We start from the raw sequence: 18916 nt of genomic DNA, 5'->3' as shown, positions 1-18916 counted from the left end.
GAACTTCGCAAATTTTACATCAGATTATAGATCACTTCTTTTTACCATCGCTAAACCCCGATACTGATACGGGAACATAACATCAGCCAACACAATGAATACGATATGCATAGAATATTCTGGCATGAGGCCAATAGTGCAGGAAGCAGTATCCAAGACGAACAAACTACTACAAGATCCCCGCTTTTATGATAATGTAGCCAGGCATAGCTGGTTCGACCTTTCAACTGCATCGCCCATGGAAATAGCTGTATTGATGCGCAATGCAGCTTTTAAAATGGAAGTAGACCTATATTACGCAATAAGCCCGGTAAAGAACATAGACCTCTATGACGATGACCGTAACCCCGACATTATACACATGAATATATGGAAGCTGGAACGCCCCGTAGCCAGCATTTGCAACACCCTGCTGCATAGTTGCGTACATGCTGTAAATGCCCGCCACGGCAACCACTATTTTGGCCACGGAGATACTACCCTTGCGGGCAAAGAGCTAACCGCGCCCTACCTGATAGGTAATATAGGAGAAGAAATGCTGGATGGCAAGAATAAGTATAATGTGCAGCTGGAGCACGATGTGATAATACCGGGCACCAGGGTTATTAAAGACCACCTGAGGACGTACGAGTATTGAGCGTAAAAAGTGATCGTGCTATGTATCTAAGATGCATGCGCATCCTCACTTGGCGTTATTAGAGGATCACACAGATCTCCCGCCGGCTGCTTCCCACTGCCGGCGCTACCAGCAGTTACTTACTGTATACAACGCTATTGTTAAGTAAGGTTATGGTGGGGTTCTGTGTGATCATTTATATGTTGAGTATGAATGAGAAGTCTGGCTAAAACCTAACGTGAAATAACGGGGAATGGAACAGGGCGAATAGCCTTAAAGAACTTGATTTTACAGAGATTATGTTAAAAAACACCCAAAAGCCAGTTATTTTGTGGTTGTGGAAAAATATAATTTTGAGAATTGAACATTATATAACTCATATTTTATACTTTTGCAGTCCGTAAATAAAGAAGCGGTGGTAAAATAAAAAGCTGAGAAAATATTTTTTTACTTTTTGTTTTTGCTATTGAAATTTTTATTTACCTTTGCACTCCGTTTTAATTTTTTACTTAAAGCTAACAATGCCTACAATACAACAACTAGTACGCAAGGGCCGCGAACAAATGCGGACGAAATCCAAATCTCGTGCACTGGACGCATGTCCTCAACGCCGTGGTGTTTGTACCCGCGTATATACAACCACTCCTAAGAAACCAAACTCTGCCCTACGTAAGGTGGCAAAGGTGCGTCTGACAAACAAAATTGAGGTTATCGCCTATATTCCGGGTGAAGGCCACAACTTGCAGGAGCACTCAATCGTATTGATCCGCGGTGGTCGTGTTAAGGACCTTCCGGGTGTACGTTACCACATCGTTCGTGGTGCATTGGATACTGCAGGTGTTAAAGACCGTAAGCAGAGCCGCTCTAAGTATGGTACTAAGAAAGAAAAGATCAAAGGCGGAGCAGCCAAGAAGAAATAATCGAAACTAATTTCATTAAGATAACAAAGTAAAGCTCAGGCAATGAGAAAGGCACAAGCCAAAAAGTTCCCGTTAGCACCGGATCCAAAATTCAACGACAAACAAGTAACCCGTTTTGTTAACTGCCTTATGTGGGGTGGTAATAAAACAGTAGTTCTGAGTGCATTCTATGATGCGCTTGATAAAGTAACTAAAATAAGTGGTACAGAAGAAGGCTACGAGGTGTGGAAACGCGCTTTGCAGAATGTAACTCCTGCTGTAGAGGTTCGTAGCCGCCGTATTGGTGGTGCTACTTTCCAGATACCATCTGAAGTACGCCCTGACCGTAAAATTTCTTTGAGCATGAAGTGGTTGATCCGCTTCTCTCGTGAAAGAAACGGTAAGACCATCGCTGACAAGTTGGCTAACGAGATCATCGCAGCTGCTAAGGGTGAAGGTGGAGCATACAAGAAAAAAGAAGATACGCACCGTATGGCTGAAGCCAACAAGGCGTTCTCTCACTTCAAGATCTAACCTTTATACAGTTAGTAATATATTTAAAAAGCCTTTCGATTATGTCGGAAGGCTTTTTGCTGTGTGGGTGCGGGAGATTTTGTAACTTAGGTATTCACTATATACCTATTATCATGAGATTTATTGATCTGCTCATAGTTGTAACTGGCCTCTGCTCTTATAGCACCCTTGCGCAAACAACCTCTACCCTACCAAACCAAACAGAACAAGGTGCGCTTCACCGGTATAAAAAATTCAAGCTTTGGGGATACAAAAATAGTCGCAACGAAACAGTTATCCCGTGTAAATATCAATCGGCAGGAGAGTTTGAATTTGGACTTGCAACGGTCTCTGTGGGTGACTATAAGTGTGGATGTGTCGACAAAAATGGCAAAATAAAAATTCCATTAATCTACGATCAGGTATATATATACACCAACAACTTGGTGCTTGTAAATGAAGGCGAGAAATGGATGTACCTTGACGCTACAGGAAAGCAGGTATCTCAATACAAATATGACGTAGTAAAACGCTTTATAGCTTACACCGCACCAGTATGTAGAAATAATTTGTGGGGCCTAGCGGATACAAACGGAAAAGAAATTGTGCCTTGTAAGTATGATGATGTAAATGGCTGCTACGGGGGTATCGCTTGTGTTTACTTAAAAGACAAATGGGGCTTTGTTGATCTGAAAGGAAAAATTGTGTTGCCATTCCAATTTGACAAAGCCACTGTATTTTATAACGGATACGCCTTTGTGGTCAAAGATGGGAACAAAAATCTTATAGATAGAAATGGTAGGTATTTTGCAAAAAACAAGTATAAATCAATAGGCCTTTTTGAAGATGGTATCTCATTAGTACAAAAAGACAGCCTATGGGGATATGTAGACTCAACTGATCATGAAGTAATACCAATCATATATAGTCAACTTGACGAATTCAGTAATGGTCTTGCAACAGCAAAGATAAATCACCGCAGTATGCTTATTGATAAAAAAGGAAAGGTGGTGAGTGAGATCTATGATAGCCTTGTAGTAAAACGCTATAATAATTTCGCCATAATCAGAAAAAATGAACTTATTGGGATGGTAAATGCCTCACTGAAAGAAGTAATACCTTGCAAATACCAAGAGATAGATTTTTATACAGACAGAATATTGAAAGCGCGGGTGGATGACAAATGGGAATTGTGGGATAGTAGCGGCAAAAGAATCTCATCTAATTTATATGATGCCGGGCTTAGTTACCATAGCAAGGTCTTTTATAACCCATTTGACATGATAGTAACCCGAAATAAAAAGAATGGAATGCTCAATGATGAAGGAGTGGAAATAATACCCTGCATATATGACGCAATAATACCTGGCAACAGATATGGCGATGAACTGGAAAATGAAGACGTGGCAATTGTAATAAAAGATAAAAAATGGGGATTTATTAATACTGACGGTGTGCTGATAGCAGAGTGCAAGTACGACACAGCCGTTAATTTTAATGGAACAACCGGATTAGCAAAGAAAGCTGGAAAGTGGGATATTATAAAAGAAAATGGACAAATAATTGGCGGCATACCCTATGATAACATTAGTGTGTTCAGAAGTGGCTTTGCAAAAGTAAAAAGAAATAACAAATATGGCTATATAGATACATTAGGAAGAGCAACTATACCCTGCATTTATGATTATGCCGACGATATAGAAGATGGTGTAGTGAAGGTGGCCAGAAATAAAAGATATGGTTATGTAGACACTACCGGGAAAATAATAATCCCGTGTTTATATGACGATTGTCAGGATTTTTCGAGCGGTATGGCGGCAGTGAAAAATGGCAAAAAATGGGGCTTTATTGATAACCAACTGGAGCTTGTTATTCCCTATCACTATGAAGAAGTCTATCATATCCACAACAAATATGCACCAGCATTAAAAAATGGTAAATGGGGCTATATAAACGACAAAGGATATCCTGTATTGCCATTTGAATATAGTACTTGGATATATAGGAGATCAACTTATTGCTTTTAGCAAGGATACCTCCTGGACTATATTTAATTTCAAAAGTGGAACAATAATTTACAGTAACTATACGCGCATAGATAGAAAAACAGCAACTATGACTTGTTTGATGGCTTTGCGAAGGTTTATAAGGGAAAAAAACAAGGAATAATTAATTTCAGTGCCGAGGAAATAATACCTTGTATCTATGACGAAATAGACTATAAAAAGAATGGCCTGTCATGGGTATTGAAAAATGGCAAGTGGGGTATGATCAGTAACAAGGGAACATTGATAGTGCCCTACCAATACGATGCAGTTGGTGAGTATAGGGAAGGATTACAGCCAGTTTCTAAAAAAGGCAAGTGGGGCTATGTTACTGCCGATGGAAGGGAAATAATTCATTGCACCTTTGATAGTGCGCAAGAATTTAAGTATGGTGACGCATTGGTAAAACAAAGTAAAGAATATAGAATAATAAACAGAAGAGGAATTATCATAGATAACCACCCATATGTATGGTCATGTAAGGGCAGTGGACAATAATGCGATTATTAACAGGAATGCTGCTAATCCCCTACCCAATCGCCCCACTGGCCACATTATATATAAATTCAGGCTGCCACTCCACAGCCGGGCCCAGCCTCATACGGGTAGATGTACGTGATTGGGTGTAGCCGGCATCGATAAAAAAGTCTAGAGCAGCATTGTTTTCTTCTGGCAGCATACAATTGGGTTGATGCTGCAGGCGTATCTTCATTAGTTCGATACCAGCTACCGGATTGTCTGCTATGAGCAGGCCCTTCATAAGATCCGGCATGTAAAAGCCACCTACACGTCCGCCATCTGCAAATACAATTGCTGTGCTTACTTTGGTCAGTAATGTTGCTGTTCTATCCTCCCCTGTCGCTACACGGTCAAGAGCGAGTATCTGCTTAAGGTCATTTTGTTCAAATGGTCTCATATGGGGCGATGATGCAACTACAGGGTAAGGACTGGTAATATCAAAGTGTACATGATGCGTTATGGTTTCAAAGCCCAGGCTTTTGTAGACGAGATAACCAAAGTGGGTAGCATCAAGCAAGATAGTTGGGTATCTTACGCGGTCAATACTATCTATTAAATATTGGGTTATGCGCTTTCCATAGCCTTTGTTTCTATGGTCGGGATGCACAATGATCGTTGCCAGCCAGGCGGTATGGCCATGATAAATAACTGCTCCCGTACCAACCATCTTACCATCTATCACAGCCTTATACACCATGCAGAATGATGAATTTATATTGCGCAACGTTGGGGCAATGATATCTGCCCAGTCTACAGGCTGTAGTTCGCGGAGTTCGTCAAGATCGGTATGTAGTAAGGAAAGAAAGTCCATTTTGTTCATTAAATGTAGCAGAATCCGGTGTAATATGGAAGGCTATATCAACGCTGTTGTTGAAAGAATTATTATCTTGCTCTGCCAATAGCTACACATTAATGTCTTATAACACCGAAGATAAATCTCACCATACGGAAGAAAACAAAATTTGCCCTAACTGTGGCAGCACTACCACCGGCAACTACTGCTACCAGTGCGGACAGGAGACCCGTTTACATAGTGATACCTTGTGGGCGCTCACCACGCACTTCATTGGTCACTATATTCACTACGACTCTAAGTTTTGGCAAACTCTGAAAACACTAATTGTAAGCCCGGGAAAGTTAACCATTGCTTATTGGAATAAACAACGTACCCGCTACCTGTCACCTATATCGTTGTATTTATTCGTAACATTCGTTTTCTTTTTCATTGTTTATACATTTTCGGCTCCGGACACGTGGACTTCTTCTCGTAAGTCTGCGGATGCTGCACAGCAGTTACAACTTGAAAAGAGTGATTCTGCAGGAAAGGCGGCAGTAGCAGCAGCCTTTGGCATTAAGGCACCTAAAATAGCCAGACTTACCCCTGAAGAAAGGGCGGAAAGGCTAAAAACGAGAGACGAGACATGGGAAAATATTGAACACACAATTCCCAAATTCTTTTTCTTTATGATCCCTCTTCTGGCTATTGTATTGAAACTATTATTTAGTAAGCGAAAGGAACTGACCATCGTGCACCATACCATATTTTCATTCCACGTTCAAACTTTTTATTTCTTATCACTCATCTTTACGCTATATGATAGTGATAATGTCTTCAATAGGGTAATTGGGTACATCTTTACAATTGCACCACTTCTTTATTCCGTTCTGGCACTAAAACAAGTTTACGGGATAAAAACGGGAAGAGCCATTCTTTATGATGTGATCATAATCATTTCTTATGCATTTATGCTCTTTATTGTGTTTTTGGTCTACTACTTTATTGTCAGATATCTACATGTTCATTTTAAACACTAGTGTATTATGACGTCTATTCACACATTTCGCAATATAGCCTTATCGCTACCTGAAGCGGAGGAGCAACCTCATTTTGAGCAGACTTCCTTCAGGGTAAAGAAGAAGATATTTGCTACGCTGAATATGGTGGAGAACCGGGCATGCCTGAAATTTTCGGAGCTAGACCAGTCGGCATTCTGCTCTTTTGATAGGGATGTGATATACCCGGTGCCCAACAAATGGGGCAAGCAAGGGTGGACACTCATCAACCTCGCACTGATAAAAAAGGAGATGCTACAGGATGCACTGGAGACCGCCTATTGTACAGTAGCACCTAAAAAACTGGCGCAGCCTATATTGGCACGGAAAGAAAATACCATTGACTGATAGTTTAAAAATGGACATAATCGATTACTTTTGAGCAAAAAACAAAAATGAAAAAACTATCACTTTTAATTGCCTTTGGTGCAATTGTATTCAATTCTTATGCGCAAAACATTCCTGCGCCCGAATTTAAGAACAAGGTAATGTTTGTAGACAAGAGCAATGCGCTTGCTGATCTTGACAAGACAGACCTTTCATCGGTATTGCATACCAACATGGGTGGCCACTCTGAAGTAAACATTGTAGCTAACGGAAAGACCTCGGCAACAGTACATGCGGGCAGCACCAGCGAAACATATGTAGTAAAGATAGAACCAGGTATTGACCCTGAAACCGTGGTTGAATTGTTCAAATTTGAACAGACTAAGAAAAACCGCCAGATATTGGTTGCTGAAATGAGCATGGGCAAAGACAAAACTGTAGAACTTACCAAAGTAAAACTGACGTTCAAGAAAGTTTCTGATGGTGTTTACGCAGTATCATGCAAAGATCAGCTTGAAAATGGTGAGTATTGCTTCCTCGTAAACAGGCCAAACATATCTATAATGGGTGCAAGTAGCACAACAGCTCTGATAGGTTATTGCTTTAGAGTAGGCGCTTAGTTTCCAATTAACTTTTTTATCTGATGCCGTTACCAGCTAGCCTGGTAGCGGCATTGTTGTAAATTGCAAAGTCTATGAACAATCAAATCACCGGCCCAAGGTCTGTACAAACTGCCATTTATAATAAAAGTGGTTGGGTGGCAACAGACGTGCAACCCGACAAAGAGAGCGCAGCCTATAATGGTTGCAGGTTTACCCTGAATGGGAAATGTGTAATATACCGTGAAGCCAAAATTACACCCACCAAACCCGGCCTCTTTGTTACTGTATGGAAGAGAAACGAGCAGGGCATTACGGCTCCGTTTGATAGGACCGATGGCATAGACCTGGTGGTGATTGATGTGCGCAAAGATCAGCTATCGGGACAGTTTGTTTTTCCAGTGACGGCACTGGTGGAACATGGTGTATTTTCGGCCAATGGCAAAGATGGCAAACGTGGATTTAGGGTATACCCGCCGTGGGAACAAGACCTGAACAAAAAAGCAACGAAAACACAGCAGTGGCAGGTGGCTTATTTCCTTAAAATAACAGACACAGACCTTGAGCGACTAAAGGAGTTGTATGGACTACACTAGTCATATCTGATTCAAAGTGGCAGAATGTATTTCGAGCCGTTGCCGCTTTACAAAAAAGTATATACCTTGGTGATGATATACACTACCAAATGAAAAAAGCTTCTATTGCCGCACTATTGTTTTACCTGCTCTATGCAGTAGCCGGCTGTAAAAAATTTCCCGACATATACGAAGACCCTATACCGGGTATTATGCCGTCGCCATTTTGCTTTGTAATAGTGGATAGCAATAACAATGACTATTATGTTGACAATACGGATACTACCAAAGTATCTGACTCTGTGGCACTGGTGTACTACTATGCGGGGTCTAAATATTATATTGGTGACTTCGCCTATGCACCCTATCCTGAGCCCTATAAGTTTCAGCACATATTTGCTTCAAGAGACCTGATCTTTAAAACCGCTGATGTAGGCATACACAAGTTTTACCTGGAAAGGAAAGGCGTAGCGTTCGACAGTATAGAAATGGAATACCGGCATTATGAAAACGGCAGCAAAACATGTCAATGTTACTATGAGCTTGTCTATTGCAAGTTTAATGGCCAACCCGCTATTAATGATTCTTTAGCACCATTTCCTGTATGGGTGTTCAGGAAATAATGGGAGTTGAACTATCAATTATAGTAAGTAACGACCATAATACCCTTATTCAAAGGCGCGCCCTTACTTGAGCCCAGGTATACATCGAGAGGCTTGTTGCCGCTGAAGATCTCACCGGTAAAGCCGAATGTCTGAATACCACCATCGAAATTGAGGGTATAGGATAGTTGGTCAATAAATATGCGCTCGGGAAAAGAACGCTTACTCTCGTAATTAACGCCAATAGCTGTAACAACACAGTTGGCCGGTATCACCACCCTACCCGAATCGCTGGTTACGCGATACCAGTGCTTGCCGCCTATAAGGGTTTGGGCATGGAGGCGGGTGTCGGTGAGTGTGGTGAGGAGGCAGAGGGAGGAGGAGGTTTTTCATTTTGGGTTGTGGTGTTTTGTTATATAAAGTAATCAAATGAATTTACTTATTTTGGAAGCTCATTTCAAGGCCCATTTTTCTAATTCTATCTAACCAGTCATATATCATTGCTGGGCTATACTTGGCAGTGCCATCTGCATTAGTTTCTTTTTCTAAACCTAACGCCAATAAAGCATACTCATTTTCGAGACTTGTAGAAAAAATACCCTGATCATCAGTGTTAATTGATACCATTATCTGCGGGCAGTTTTTATTCTCTTGGGGATCGTAAGTGAGACCTAAATTGTAAAATGTCTTTATTGGATGATCTGCATATCTTTTGAACGTACTTATCAAATAATTGGATGTGGGATTACACTCAATTGCAATACCCTTCTTGCTAAAGAAGTGACGATATTCATGCTGAATCTTGTCAACCAGTCGGATGTACTCTTGAGATATCTTTACCTCTTCGATCAGGCTACCCGCATTTTTGACATTAGCGTTGAAATGATACATATGGTAAAGCAATCTAGCATTTCTGTTCTCCCTAGCAGTATCAAGGATGGAGATAGAACAATTCAAGCCGCACCGATCCCAATAAGTCAAATTCTGACGTGATCTATCGGCAGTTTCCCAATCGTTCAAATATCGCTCTGGATCATCACCTCTCAGTAACCATGCATCATGATAATCTAGCTGTGTAAATGAAACATTTGAGCCTGTTGGTAAATTATTAAGGTAGATCTCATTGAACAACCTATGAAATTCGATCTTAAGTTTCAATACCTCGTTCGAACACTCCTTTATGCCAAACTTCATAGACTTAAATATCACCCAAACAATATTATCTAAATAATCTTGCTTAGAAATGGCAAGCGTCTTGCCTTTGAATCTAAAATACTGTTCAGCAGATATACCCATAGCCAAGGCATGCCCTATTCTGTCACCTTGTTGAAAATCGAGATAAATAAGTACTTCATCTATAGCTCGTAAACCATCAATAATATCGAAAAAGTCTTCTCCTACATGATAAGTAGCACCCAATTTCCTTATACCAAGTTCGTTCTTAAGATGATTATTTCTGCCAGATAATTGATGACCTTTAAGGTATCTGAAAGCCTGGGCAAACACCTCAGGTCTGGCCTGAAACTCTGAGGACGCAGCATCTATTCCCCATATTCTTTCTGATCTTTTTGTCACAAACTCACGTAATCGTTGAATAGCAATTGCCTCTCTTTTAACATTTTGCCTAAGTACATTGTTTCGAGGAATAACAGTAAGAATCAAGTCTCTAATGTCATGTCTATACCTTTCATCTGGATTATGCTTAATGAAATGAATAGTATGATGATTAGATGGTTCGGGCTTTACATAAGTACCAGTAATTACACTCAATGAATTAGATAGCTTATCTGTGACATTATCAAAGTACTGATAAGCAGATAATTTGTCAGTTACAATAATAGACTTCAATAAATTGTTAGCATTATTCTTAGGTGCAATACGCGTCTCGAAAGAAAGTAAACGATTGTTCTTACTAGTATCATCGACCGCCATACTGTAAAATGCTACCTCATATATACTACCCGACTTTATGAATACTTCTTTCCTATCCTGATAACTCAAGAAATTTCCAAAACCAACCTTATTGTTGAGTTGAACAAGTTCCTCTCTAAGTTTTGATTTTATCAATAAGTAGATATATAGATTATGAGCAATAACCTCGTGGTTTTCTCCATTTCCGAAAATATTTCTAAAACAATTATATAGCAGTATTCGTTCACCGGTCAATATTACATTGGCAGATAAATTTGAGGCGTGTATATTTGAAGGGATCGCATAGTCTATAGTATACTTATTATCTCTGTAAGGAAACTTAAGGCACATATTACTTGCAGTAAAAGCACTTTTCTCACTTTCCATAATTGGCAGTAATAGAAACACATCGTCGAATTTTGAACCGAGATTCTGCTTATCAATGTTTTGTATCAACGGATCAATTGCAACTGAAGGAGCACTGGTCATGGCAAAGAGTTGCAGCCTTAATACCGCTGCAAATTTCACCAAACTTTCAAGTGATACATTTTGGTAGTTGAACACAGCATGTGTGGCCTCATTCAATCTTCCTTTCTTTGTAAACGCCGCCCACTCCTCACTCCTTTCGTTGGGTTGGTTCATTAATGATATCCATGAGATTTCAAAGACAGGCGCAGAACCTTTTAAATGAAAATGATTTTCCGCTACGCCTTCACTTAGAATTGCCTTGAGTCTTGAATTATCTGATGCTATAGTTGGCTTCCAAGCGAAAAAATCTCGATGCCGCCTCGAAACGACATCTCTATATGCCATAGTAGAACAGGTCAACAAATCTTCACCTATCTCATAAGACAACATTCGCCATCGAAGCAAGTGCTTAAATTGAACACCTGGTTGATCGTGATCTTCAATTAAAATATCTTTAGTGAAATGTAACAATAAGTTATACCTATTTGCAGTCTCATCTAAATCACGAGTCATCAACCACTTTTGCCCAACAAGGCTTATTATGTTATTCCAGTCATCTTCGGAGTGATTGCCAATATACTCTTTATGTTGCCGTAGCAAATAATTGAGAATACTTTTTTCATCTACAGCGCCCCCGTAAAAGAATAAGTCTTCTGGATTAACCTTTCTAAATAGAGTACTAATTATGTTGATAAGGTTATCCATTTATCATTTCATTCAAGTAGTCGATTATTCCCAATAAGTACTTTTTGTTTTTGGTCTTTTGAAATTTGAAGTACGCTTCTTTCATATTAAGATGAATTTCTGGTCTACGTTCTGAATACTTATTGTACTCATTTCTGATTTTATCCATTTCCGGTCTACTTAAAACAATTTTAGCTGTCCTATGATTTTCTAAAATCGTACTGAGGACCTTAATCGTACTAGCAATAGTCTTATTCAACCTATCCCTTGTTCTAGCTTCTTTTTTTAGCGGTGGCCTTCGTTTCGCTACTTTATATATAATAGGAGTAGTGGGGGCATCATCATTCTTTTTAAGATTACCGTCATTGTTACCATTCTGGCTAAGATATACGGCATCCAACAAATCGTCAATTCTAACTTGATTGTCAATGCTTACCCAGTATTTTATTATTGGATGTTCGATAATAAAATCACTACTAATATCTAAATAACTATATTTTAATTTCATTTTTTCTATTGCCTTCACTGATCCTTCTATTAAGTATTTTTTCAAAACGGCTGAATAATTGTCCGGCAATTTTTCCCTATAGTTTATACCAAATAAAGATATTTCTTCAATCAATTCCGAGACGAAATCCATATTGGAAAGCATGATTCTGTTACTTTTTATATTACTCCAATCCAAAATTTTCTTATATAAACCGTTATTCTTTTTAGCTTTTTGAAGTCGCCTAGAAATTCGTTCGTACCTCTCCTCGATAAACAATGAATTAATTAAAAAGTCTATAAATGAAAATGTAGCAGAAGTGTATTGTCCAACATTTGAACCATAATCAAAACGATCATAAACTGCGATGCTATCTGTCCGATATCCTAGTTGATTTCTTTGTTCATTAGGAATTACCCTAATAAATAATGGACTACGTCGCCCCAAAATCGAGACAAAAGAGAATAACCATAAAAAATCCTCCTCATTAATAACACCTTTTTCAAGATTTTCGCATAAGGATTTATAGTTAAATTCAAAAATATCACGCCTGACTGCATTATTTTCTAACGACGGGAAATAATGACCATTCTCAACAATATAACTATTGCCCAAAATTGCTCTAATATCTACCTCATCATAAATTAGTCCAGCAATTTTCATATTAAATATAACCTTTAACAATACAAGAAAATGTAGCTACTCTCTTGATTAGGATCTATACTTATTTGAATAATTCGCAAAATATTGATCAAATCACCAAAAGAGATATTCTTGGGATTGTTTAAATTGGAGGTGATGCTATTTATAAACGAATTTTCTGATAAATTTTCGTCGATAAAGTCATTATCAAGTAGGAAAAATATTATATTTTTATTTAAAATATCTAAATTGAAATTGTCTAAATCCTCTAAAAAACTGTGATAAGTTACTGCATCTTCTTTTAATAACTCTTTATCATTCCTATCATATGTTATATAATCATTTTTTATAGAGGTCGCCTCCTTTAATAGATTTTTGCTCAATATAAACAGTGAGGACGAAGAAAATGTCAAACTATTATACAATTGATAACTATTTATAAACGCACGTAGAGAATAGGGCGTTGCTGGGTGTATATAATAGTTACTGGGTATGATAAATAACCCGCTTTTTTTATGTATCAATCCCATTACAAAAGCTTCTATACTAGTTTCAGCATACTTAATCGGATCACCTACGATTTCAATATCCAAGATATTATTTTTGTTAAATCTCTTCAATTCTGGGAGATAGAGTCTTCGGTCTGATGGAATTACCTTTTCAAGGTATTTTTCCCCAGACTGTTTGGGCTGTTCAATCAAGTTTGAGAAATTAATCACATATTGATATTTGCTCAGTATTTTCTCCTCGATATCATTCAACAATTGCTCAATCTTACACGATATAAATACTATCACATTTTCTACTGTCAAATATTTTCTAACATCCTCCAACATATCATAAGCCTCTGCAATATTCAAATCGAAGTCATCTATGCAAATTATCAAATGGCTTTTTTTACTGTCATTGTTTGCAAAAAAATTGTTGAAAGACCTTACCAATTCCATGAACTTTACCCGTAGGTTTGACCCTAAAGCTAGCTTAGAAAGCTCATCTATGGCCTCACCTTTAAATTCATTAGGATGGTTTATTGTTTTTAGATTCTCATAAACATCATTAAATAGTCTAATTAAATTTCTTTTCTTGTCTGTATCTATTTGCCTATTGGTGTCTCTTAGTGTCTTCTCAAATTTTGAAAACATTTTAGAGATAATTATCTGCAATAAGTTATCTCTCTGATCAAAAAGGGATGGGTCAATTGTTTCAATAGACACAAATTCAGTCTCTCCAATTTGTTCAGCACCTTTAAAAAAAATAGTGTTTTCAGTATTACTTTTCAATATTAATGCCCGCGCAAAAGAAGTCATAGCTGAACTCTTTCCCGTACCTCTATCCCCTACGAAAGCTATTACATTATTATAAAAGACGTCCTTGTCAAAATCACCTAACTTGCTTCTTTCGCTGCTTTGTTTATTTTTCTTAATAATATCGTCGGTCAACTCTTTTGCCTTAATATATACATCCTTAAAGAAAGAGTAATTTAGGTTGTTATCGATGTTAATTCTGTAATCATTATTTAAATCAATAGTGAGCGTGTGTTGCTTCATAGACATGAAATAATAGTTTTATCCATAAATATAGATAAACTAATTACAAATGCTAATTAAACTGGGCTATTTTTCCTTTCCTTCCGCCTTCTTCCTCACCACCAACCACTCATCAATATTCACAGTAAAAGGTAGTTTGCCAATCTGGACGATGGCTTTTTTGTCGCGGAACTCGGTGAGGATGCCGACCTGGTGGTTTATTTTGTTGCGGACAAGGTTGCCGATGTGGGGTTTGCCTCCGGTTAGTTCGTAGGCTTTGTCGGCCTTTTTGGCGGCGGCGGCATTGGTCTGTACGTTCTTTTTACGGAAGAGTACATTCTCGGCAGCTGTGATCACTTCCTGCTTGTTGTCGGCTTTTTTCCAGTCTTGTATGATCTGTTTGAACTTGCGCTCGGTGTCGCGCAGGTATTCCAGCTCTTCTTTCTTTATCTTGTTTTGCAGGTTCAGTATGTCGTGCTGCTGCTTTATCTTCTCTTTGTCGGTAACGGTCTCCAGGTTCTTTTTCAGTTGTTCGTTGATCTTCAGCAGCCTGTCCAGTTCCTTTTCTTTGTCTCCCAGTCGTACCGATTGCTGCTCGGTCTGCAGGAGCATTTTGTCGAGTTTGAAGTGTTCGCGCTGGGTGAGTTCTTTGGCGCGGGCTATTACTTTGGGCGATAAACCGCTGCGCTGGGCAATAGCAAAGGTGTAAGAGCTACCCGGTTTGCCAACGGTCAGCTGGTACAATGGTTCCAGTTTTTCCTCGTCAAATGCCATGGCGCCATTGAAAATACCTTTCACTTTGCCGGCCATAACCTTCAGGTTGAGGTAGTGGGTGGTGATGATACCTAGGGCATTTTTAGATGCCATGTCTTCAACTATCGCTTCAGCAAAGGCACCGCCAAGGTTTGGATCTGAACCACTTCCGAGTTCATCTATGAAAAATAAGGTCTTGCCATTGGCGAAGTCCATGAAGTATTTCATGTCCTGCAGGTGGGCGCTGTAGGTACTTAGTTCGTGTTCTATACTTTGTGTATCCCCTATCTGCACCATCAACTGGCGGAACACGCCTACTTCTGAATTTTCATCGGCCGGAATGAGCATACCTGCCTGCACCATCAGTTGCAGGAGGCCTACTGTTTTCATAGATACCGTCTTACCACCGGCGTTAGGTCCGCTAATGATGAGGATGCGGTTATTACGATCGAGGGAGATATTGAGGGGGATTGTTGGCTTGCCGCTCTGCTTGTTGCGCAGCAACAAGAGGGGGTGATATGCCTTGACCAACTGTATCACCGCATGCGGACTAAGCCGCGGCATATGCGCATTCATATCAACCGCCAGATTTGCCTTGGCTCTTATAAAATCGTAAATCCCACTAATGTGATAGTAACCTTCGAGCTGCGGCCCGAACTCGGACAGGTCTTTTGTGGCCTGAACCAATATGCGTTGTATCTCTTTTTGTTCTGAGCGTTCGAGGGAGAATATCTCGTTGTTGAGGTCTATGGTCTCTTCAGGTTCTATGAAAACGGTTTTCTGGGTGTCGCTCTCGCCGTGCAAGATACCTTTCACTATACGCTTGTACTCGGCCAGTACGGCAGCCGTGCGGCGACCATTATAGAAACTTTCAGATATATCGGCCAGGTAACCGGCCTTGCCCAGTTTGCGCAAAACACCATCGAAGGTGCGTCTTGCGGCATGGCGTGCCTTACCCAGTTCGGAACGGATATACATGAGATCTTTAGATGCAGTATCCCTCACTACCCCGGTCTCGTCGACAACAGATGTGATGAGTTCGGTTATCTTTTTCTCATAGACCACCTTGTCACTTATAGCCTCAAGGGTGGGAAACAGATCATTATTTTTTCTGAACCACTGCAATATGTCCTTCATATTGAGCGCCAGCTGATTGCAGAACAGGAGTTGCTCGCCGGTCAGTACCCCACCGGTTATCTGTAGGAGTTTCAGTTCGCGGGTGATGTTTCGGGTAAAATCATTGGGGAAATGGTCGCCGGTCTGCAGTACCATTTTGAACTCATTGACCTGAAGTAACTCTTTCTGCATATGCTCCATACGTACATGAAAACGAATGGATTGCACTCTTTCACGTGCAGCATCTGTGCGGCATTTATGCAGCAGCAGATCACACACTTTATTAAACTCTAAACTCTCAATGGCAGTAGCCGGGTACAGTTGCATCATGGCTGTGCAAAAATAAACTATTTTAATGGCCCAATGGCTTAATAGCTCAATGGCTCAATTGAATTTGGCAATAGGGTAATGTGGGAGGAATGCGATGAAATGTGGCAATGTGATAGAGCTATTTCTTAGCGTGTGCCATTTGCCTGGCCTTAACAATCCAATCGGGTTGTGTAAAATTTATCCTTTTGCTCTTGGGTCTGGACATCAACTCTTCCCTAGTAACGCCATAAACACGCAATATCAACTCTACCGTTTCACGTAAGCGCTCCACCGGAGAATAAGCCGCTTCGGCAGCAGCTTCTTCTGCTGCTTGCTCTTCAAACGATCTATAGATATGTATGCGGGGCTTGCTCACAAACGTAAAGTTAGTGAATAAAATAAATATACGCATTTCCCGTTCCTCATTGAGCCATTCAGCCATTTCGAAATTCAGCCATTAATCAACTATCTTCGCAACCTCAAAACAACAGCCGCTACAGTAAGGAATGAAAGTAACAGTCATTATAGTTAATTACAATGTAAAGTACTTTCTGGAGGTATGCCTGCATTCTGTAATGCGTGCGGCTGAAGGTATGGCTGTTGAGGTGGTCGTTGTGGATAATAATTCTACCGATACCAGCTGCGCAATGGTGCGCGAAAAGTTCCCTTCTGTTACACTTATAGAAAATATAGACAATAGGGGTTTCTCCAAAGCCAACAACCAGGGTGTGGATATTGCTATGGGTGAATACATCCTTTTCCTGAATCCGGACACGGTGATGCCGGAGGATTTCCTGGTGAAGACGGTGGCCTATATGGATGCCCACCCTAAGGCAGGATCGCTGGGACCAAGGCTTATTGATGGTAAAGGGGACTTTGCACCGGATGGAAAAAAATCTTTCCCTTCGCTTTCGGTAGCTATCTTCAAAACTACGGGAATCAATAAGTTATTCAAAAAATCTCCTTACTTCAACAAGTATTATGCGGTGCATATCGGTGAGCGGGAAACCGCCCCTGTGGAAGTACTGAGTGGCTGCTGTATGCTGGTACGCCGCTCGGCCATGGACATAGCCGGTGGTGCATTTGACGAGGATTACTTTATGTATTGCGAGGATGTGGATCTGTCTTACCGCATACTAAAAGCCGGGTTCGAGAACATCTATTACCCGGAGGTAGACCTGATCCACTACAAAGGAGAGAGTACCAAAAAGATGACGTTATCGTATGTCCGCATCTTTAATGAAGCGCTGGTTACGTTTGTGAAAAAGCATTATTCGGCCAAAGATGCTCGGTTGTTCATACTGTTTATCAACATAGGCATTATACTGCGAGCAGTACTTGGTTCGCTGAAGACAGCGCTTAAGGTGCTGCGCATGCCTCTATTTGACGCATTAATACTACTAGGTACGCTTTACGGCATAAAACAATTCTGGGTAAATGAGGTAAAGAACATATTTCCCATACCCGCATCGTCGGTTTATGCCACTTTCCCTGTCTACGCATTGCTGTGGCTGGTGTCTTTGTATTTTAACGGGGCCTACGACAGCCCTTACCGCCCGCTTAAGGTAATCAGGGGCATGTTAATGGGTACGATCATCATATTGGCTTATTTCGGCCTTCTTCCGGCTGAATTGAGGTATTCGAGGGCGATCATAGTGTTCTCGGGCATCGTAGGTACGGTAGGATTACTGGGACTGCACGAGGTATTGTATCGTCTAGGCATCCTGAAATACATTCCTTACGACAAGCTGCCAAAGCGCGCAGTGATAGTGGCAGATGAAACCTCCTACCAACAGACTGCCGACATATTGCAGAAAGTACACTACGCACCCGAACTTTCGGGCAGAGTTAGTCCGACGAGCGAACGGGATAATGCATTGGCTGCACTACCCGAAATGAAGCAACTGCTATATACTACGGGTGTAAATGAAGTGATCTTTTGTGTGGATGGTTTGAGCTATCTGGATGTGTTCAAGCAAATGCAGGAGTGTGGTGATGGCTATGAATATAAAATACATCTTAATGGTAGTCAAAGCTTTGTAGGAAGTAATTCAAGCAATACATCCGGAGACCTGTATACAATTGACCGAAGCTTTAACCTATCCTCTTTCGCCATGCAGCGGAATAAACGACTGGTAGACATAGTGATGTCCCTGCTATTACTGATCCTTTTTCCATTCACTTTCTTCCTTGTAAAGAAGCCGGGGACTATGTTCACCAACATATTTAGTGTGCTTAGCGGTGGTAAAACGTGGGTAGGTTATGCCCCGGGCACAGCAACCAACAGATTGCCAGCGTTGCGGCCGGGAGCTCTCCCACCCTACAACATACTGGCGGGGTATGAACCATCTGACCACGTGAAGCTACAGATAAATCTGGCGTATGCCCAGCACTATACCCCGGCAACAGATATTGGATTGATGATGAAGAATTTTAGGTTTCTGTAGTCAGATAATATTTTCATGATATCTCCGTTCCTAACAGTCTATATT

General features: G+C 40.3%; 18 protein-coding genes. 11 read left to right on the top strand and 7 right to left on the bottom strand.

All coding sequences use genetic code 11. The annotated features are described in order from the left end of the window. Window positions 1-94: 94 nt before the first annotated feature. From CJD36_RS16400 to CJD36_RS16380, 5 genes are all read left to right on the top strand, one after another. Window positions 95-637 (top strand): hypothetical protein, encoded by a 543-nt coding sequence (locus tag CJD36_RS16400; RefSeq protein ID WP_105040275.1) that lies wholly within the window; start codon window positions 95-97, stop codon window positions 635-637. Between the two features lie 500 nt (window positions 638-1137). Then, the gene (gene rpsL / locus CJD36_RS16395; RefSeq protein ID WP_105040274.1) at window positions 1138-1536 is read left to right on the top strand and encodes a 30S ribosomal protein S12; all 399 of its coding nucleotides are present in this window, start codon (window positions 1138-1140) and stop codon (window positions 1534-1536) included. 42 nt (window positions 1537-1578) lie between these two features. Continuing rightward, window positions 1579-2049, top strand: a complete 471-nt coding sequence (gene rpsG / locus CJD36_RS16390) for a 30S ribosomal protein S7 (RefSeq protein WP_105040273.1) — start codon at window positions 1579-1581, stop codon at window positions 2047-2049. A 113-nt stretch (window positions 2050-2162) separates the two neighbouring features. Next, a complete protein-coding gene (locus CJD36_RS16385) occupies window positions 2163-4055 on the top strand; it encodes a WG repeat-containing protein (protein ID WP_161499345.1) in 1893 nt (630 codons plus the stop codon). Window positions 4056-4148: 93 nt separating this feature from the next. After that, window positions 4149-4571, top strand: coding sequence for a WG repeat-containing protein (locus CJD36_RS16380; protein WP_105040271.1), 423 nt, complete (start codon window positions 4149-4151; stop codon window positions 4569-4571). Window positions 4572-4602: 31 nt separating this feature from the next. Here CJD36_RS16380 and CJD36_RS16375 read toward each other — a convergent pair whose 3' ends face one another. Next, window positions 4603-5403 (bottom strand): GNAT family N-acetyltransferase, encoded by an 801-nt coding sequence (locus CJD36_RS16375; protein WP_161499344.1) that lies wholly within the window; start codon window positions 5401-5403, stop codon window positions 4603-4605. A 59-nt stretch (window positions 5404-5462) separates the two neighbouring features. Here CJD36_RS16375 and CJD36_RS16370 point away from each other — a divergent pair, with 59 nt between their 5' ends. From CJD36_RS16370 to CJD36_RS16350, 5 genes are all read left to right on the top strand, one after another. Further along, window positions 5463-6407: a DUF3667 domain-containing protein gene (locus tag CJD36_RS16370; protein ID WP_161499343.1), complete on the top strand. Its 945-nt coding sequence runs from the start codon at window positions 5463-5465 to the stop codon at window positions 6405-6407. Between the two features lie 6 nt (window positions 6408-6413). Further along, window positions 6414-6773 (top strand): MmcQ/YjbR family DNA-binding protein, encoded by a 360-nt coding sequence (locus CJD36_RS16365; RefSeq protein ID WP_105040268.1) that lies wholly within the window; start codon window positions 6414-6416, stop codon window positions 6771-6773. Window positions 6774-6820: 47 nt separating this feature from the next. Further along, complete coding sequence (locus tag CJD36_RS16360; RefSeq protein ID WP_105040267.1) at window positions 6821-7372, top strand: hypothetical protein; 552 nt, start codon at window positions 6821-6823, stop codon at window positions 7370-7372. A gap of 74 nt (window positions 7373-7446) precedes the next feature. Beyond that, window positions 7447-7947 (top strand): MepB family protein, encoded by a 501-nt coding sequence (locus tag CJD36_RS16355; protein ID WP_105040266.1) that lies wholly within the window; start codon window positions 7447-7449, stop codon window positions 7945-7947. An 89-nt stretch (window positions 7948-8036) separates the two neighbouring features. Continuing rightward, window positions 8037-8549 (top strand): hypothetical protein, encoded by a 513-nt coding sequence (locus CJD36_RS16350; RefSeq protein ID WP_105040265.1) that lies wholly within the window; start codon window positions 8037-8039, stop codon window positions 8547-8549. Window positions 8550-8563: 14 nt separating this feature from the next. On the opposite strand, the gene CJD36_RS16345 is transcribed toward CJD36_RS16350, so the two are convergent. The 6 genes from CJD36_RS16345 to CJD36_RS16320 form a co-directional block, all read right to left on the bottom strand. Beyond that, window positions 8564-8806, bottom strand: coding sequence for a hypothetical protein (locus CJD36_RS16345; RefSeq protein WP_105040264.1), 243 nt, complete (start codon window positions 8804-8806; stop codon window positions 8564-8566). Between the two features lie 157 nt (window positions 8807-8963). After that, on the bottom strand, window positions 8964-11612 hold the full coding sequence (locus CJD36_RS16340; RefSeq protein WP_105040263.1) for an amidohydrolase family protein: 2649 nt from the start codon (window positions 11610-11612) through the stop codon (window positions 8964-8966). Next, a complete protein-coding gene (locus tag CJD36_RS16335) occupies window positions 11605-12741 on the bottom strand; it encodes a hypothetical protein (protein ID WP_105040262.1) in 1137 nt (378 codons plus the stop codon). Before CJD36_RS16335 ends, CJD36_RS16340 begins: the two co-directional genes overlap by 8 nt. A 14-nt stretch (window positions 12742-12755) precedes the next feature. Then, window positions 12756-14267: a hypothetical protein gene (locus tag CJD36_RS16330; protein WP_133162674.1), complete on the bottom strand. Its 1512-nt coding sequence runs from the start codon at window positions 14265-14267 to the stop codon at window positions 12756-12758. A 66-nt stretch (window positions 14268-14333) separates the two neighbouring features. Next, on the bottom strand, window positions 14334-16442 hold the full coding sequence (locus tag CJD36_RS16325; RefSeq protein WP_105040336.1) for an endonuclease MutS2: 2109 nt from the start codon (window positions 16440-16442) through the stop codon (window positions 14334-14336). Window positions 16443-16563: 121 nt separating this feature from the next. Further along, entirely contained in the window at window positions 16564-16866 is a 303-nt protein-coding gene (locus CJD36_RS16320; RefSeq protein ID WP_105040260.1) for a hypothetical protein, read from the bottom strand. 64 nt (window positions 16867-16930) lie between these two features. On the opposite strand from CJD36_RS16320, the gene CJD36_RS16315 reads away from it, so the two are divergent. Next, window positions 16931-18871 carry a glycosyltransferase family 2 protein gene (locus CJD36_RS16315; RefSeq protein ID WP_105040259.1) on the top strand — a complete coding sequence of 647 codons (1941 nt, stop codon included), beginning with the start codon at window positions 16931-16933 and terminating at the stop codon, window positions 18869-18871. Window positions 18872-18916: the final 45 nt, after the last annotated feature.

Origin of the sequence: Flavipsychrobacter stenotrophus (genome assembly GCF_002954265.1) — a bacterium.
Taxonomy (GTDB): Bacteria; Bacteroidota; Bacteroidia; order Chitinophagales; family Chitinophagaceae; genus Flavipsychrobacter; species Flavipsychrobacter stenotrophus.
This window is presented reverse-complemented; position numbering and strand designations above follow the sequence as displayed.

Coding starts and splice junctions, on each gene's coding strand:
- CJD36_RS16400 (WP_105040275.1), top strand. CDS start 95: ATGAATACGATATGCATAGAATATTCTGGCATGAGGCCAATAGTGCAG.
- rpsL (WP_105040274.1), top strand. CDS start 1,138: ATGCCTACAATACAACAACTAGTACGCAAGGGCCGCGAACAAATGCGG.
- rpsG (WP_105040273.1), top strand. CDS start 1,579: ATGAGAAAGGCACAAGCCAAAAAGTTCCCGTTAGCACCGGATCCAAAA.
- CJD36_RS16385 (WP_161499345.1), top strand. CDS start 2,163: ATGAGATTTATTGATCTGCTCATAGTTGTAACTGGCCTCTGCTCTTAT.
- CJD36_RS16375 (WP_161499344.1), bottom strand. CDS start 5,403: ATGGACTTTCTTTCCTTACTACATACCGATCTTGACGAACTCCGCGAA.
- CJD36_RS16365 (WP_105040268.1), top strand. CDS start 6,414: ATGACGTCTATTCACACATTTCGCAATATAGCCTTATCGCTACCTGAA.
- CJD36_RS16360 (WP_105040267.1), top strand. CDS start 6,821: ATGAAAAAACTATCACTTTTAATTGCCTTTGGTGCAATTGTATTCAAT.
- CJD36_RS16355 (WP_105040266.1), top strand. CDS start 7,447: ATGAACAATCAAATCACCGGCCCAAGGTCTGTACAAACTGCCATTTAT.
- CJD36_RS16350 (WP_105040265.1), top strand. CDS start 8,037: ATGAAAAAAGCTTCTATTGCCGCACTATTGTTTTACCTGCTCTATGCA.
- CJD36_RS16340 (WP_105040263.1), bottom strand. CDS start 11,612: ATGGATAACCTTATCAACATAATTAGTACTCTATTTAGAAAGGTTAAT.
- CJD36_RS16335 (WP_105040262.1), bottom strand. CDS start 12,741: ATGAAAATTGCTGGACTAATTTATGATGAGGTAGATATTAGAGCAATT.
- CJD36_RS16330 (WP_133162674.1), bottom strand. CDS start 14,267: ATGAAGCAACACACGCTCACTATTGATTTAAATAATGATTACAGAATT.
- CJD36_RS16325 (WP_105040336.1), bottom strand. CDS start 16,442: ATGCAACTGTACCCGGCTACTGCCATTGAGAGTTTAGAGTTTAATAAA.
- CJD36_RS16320 (WP_105040260.1), bottom strand. CDS start 16,866: ATGGCTGAATGGCTCAATGAGGAACGGGAAATGCGTATATTTATTTTA.
- CJD36_RS16315 (WP_105040259.1), top strand. CDS start 16,931: ATGAAAGTAACAGTCATTATAGTTAATTACAATGTAAAGTACTTTCTG.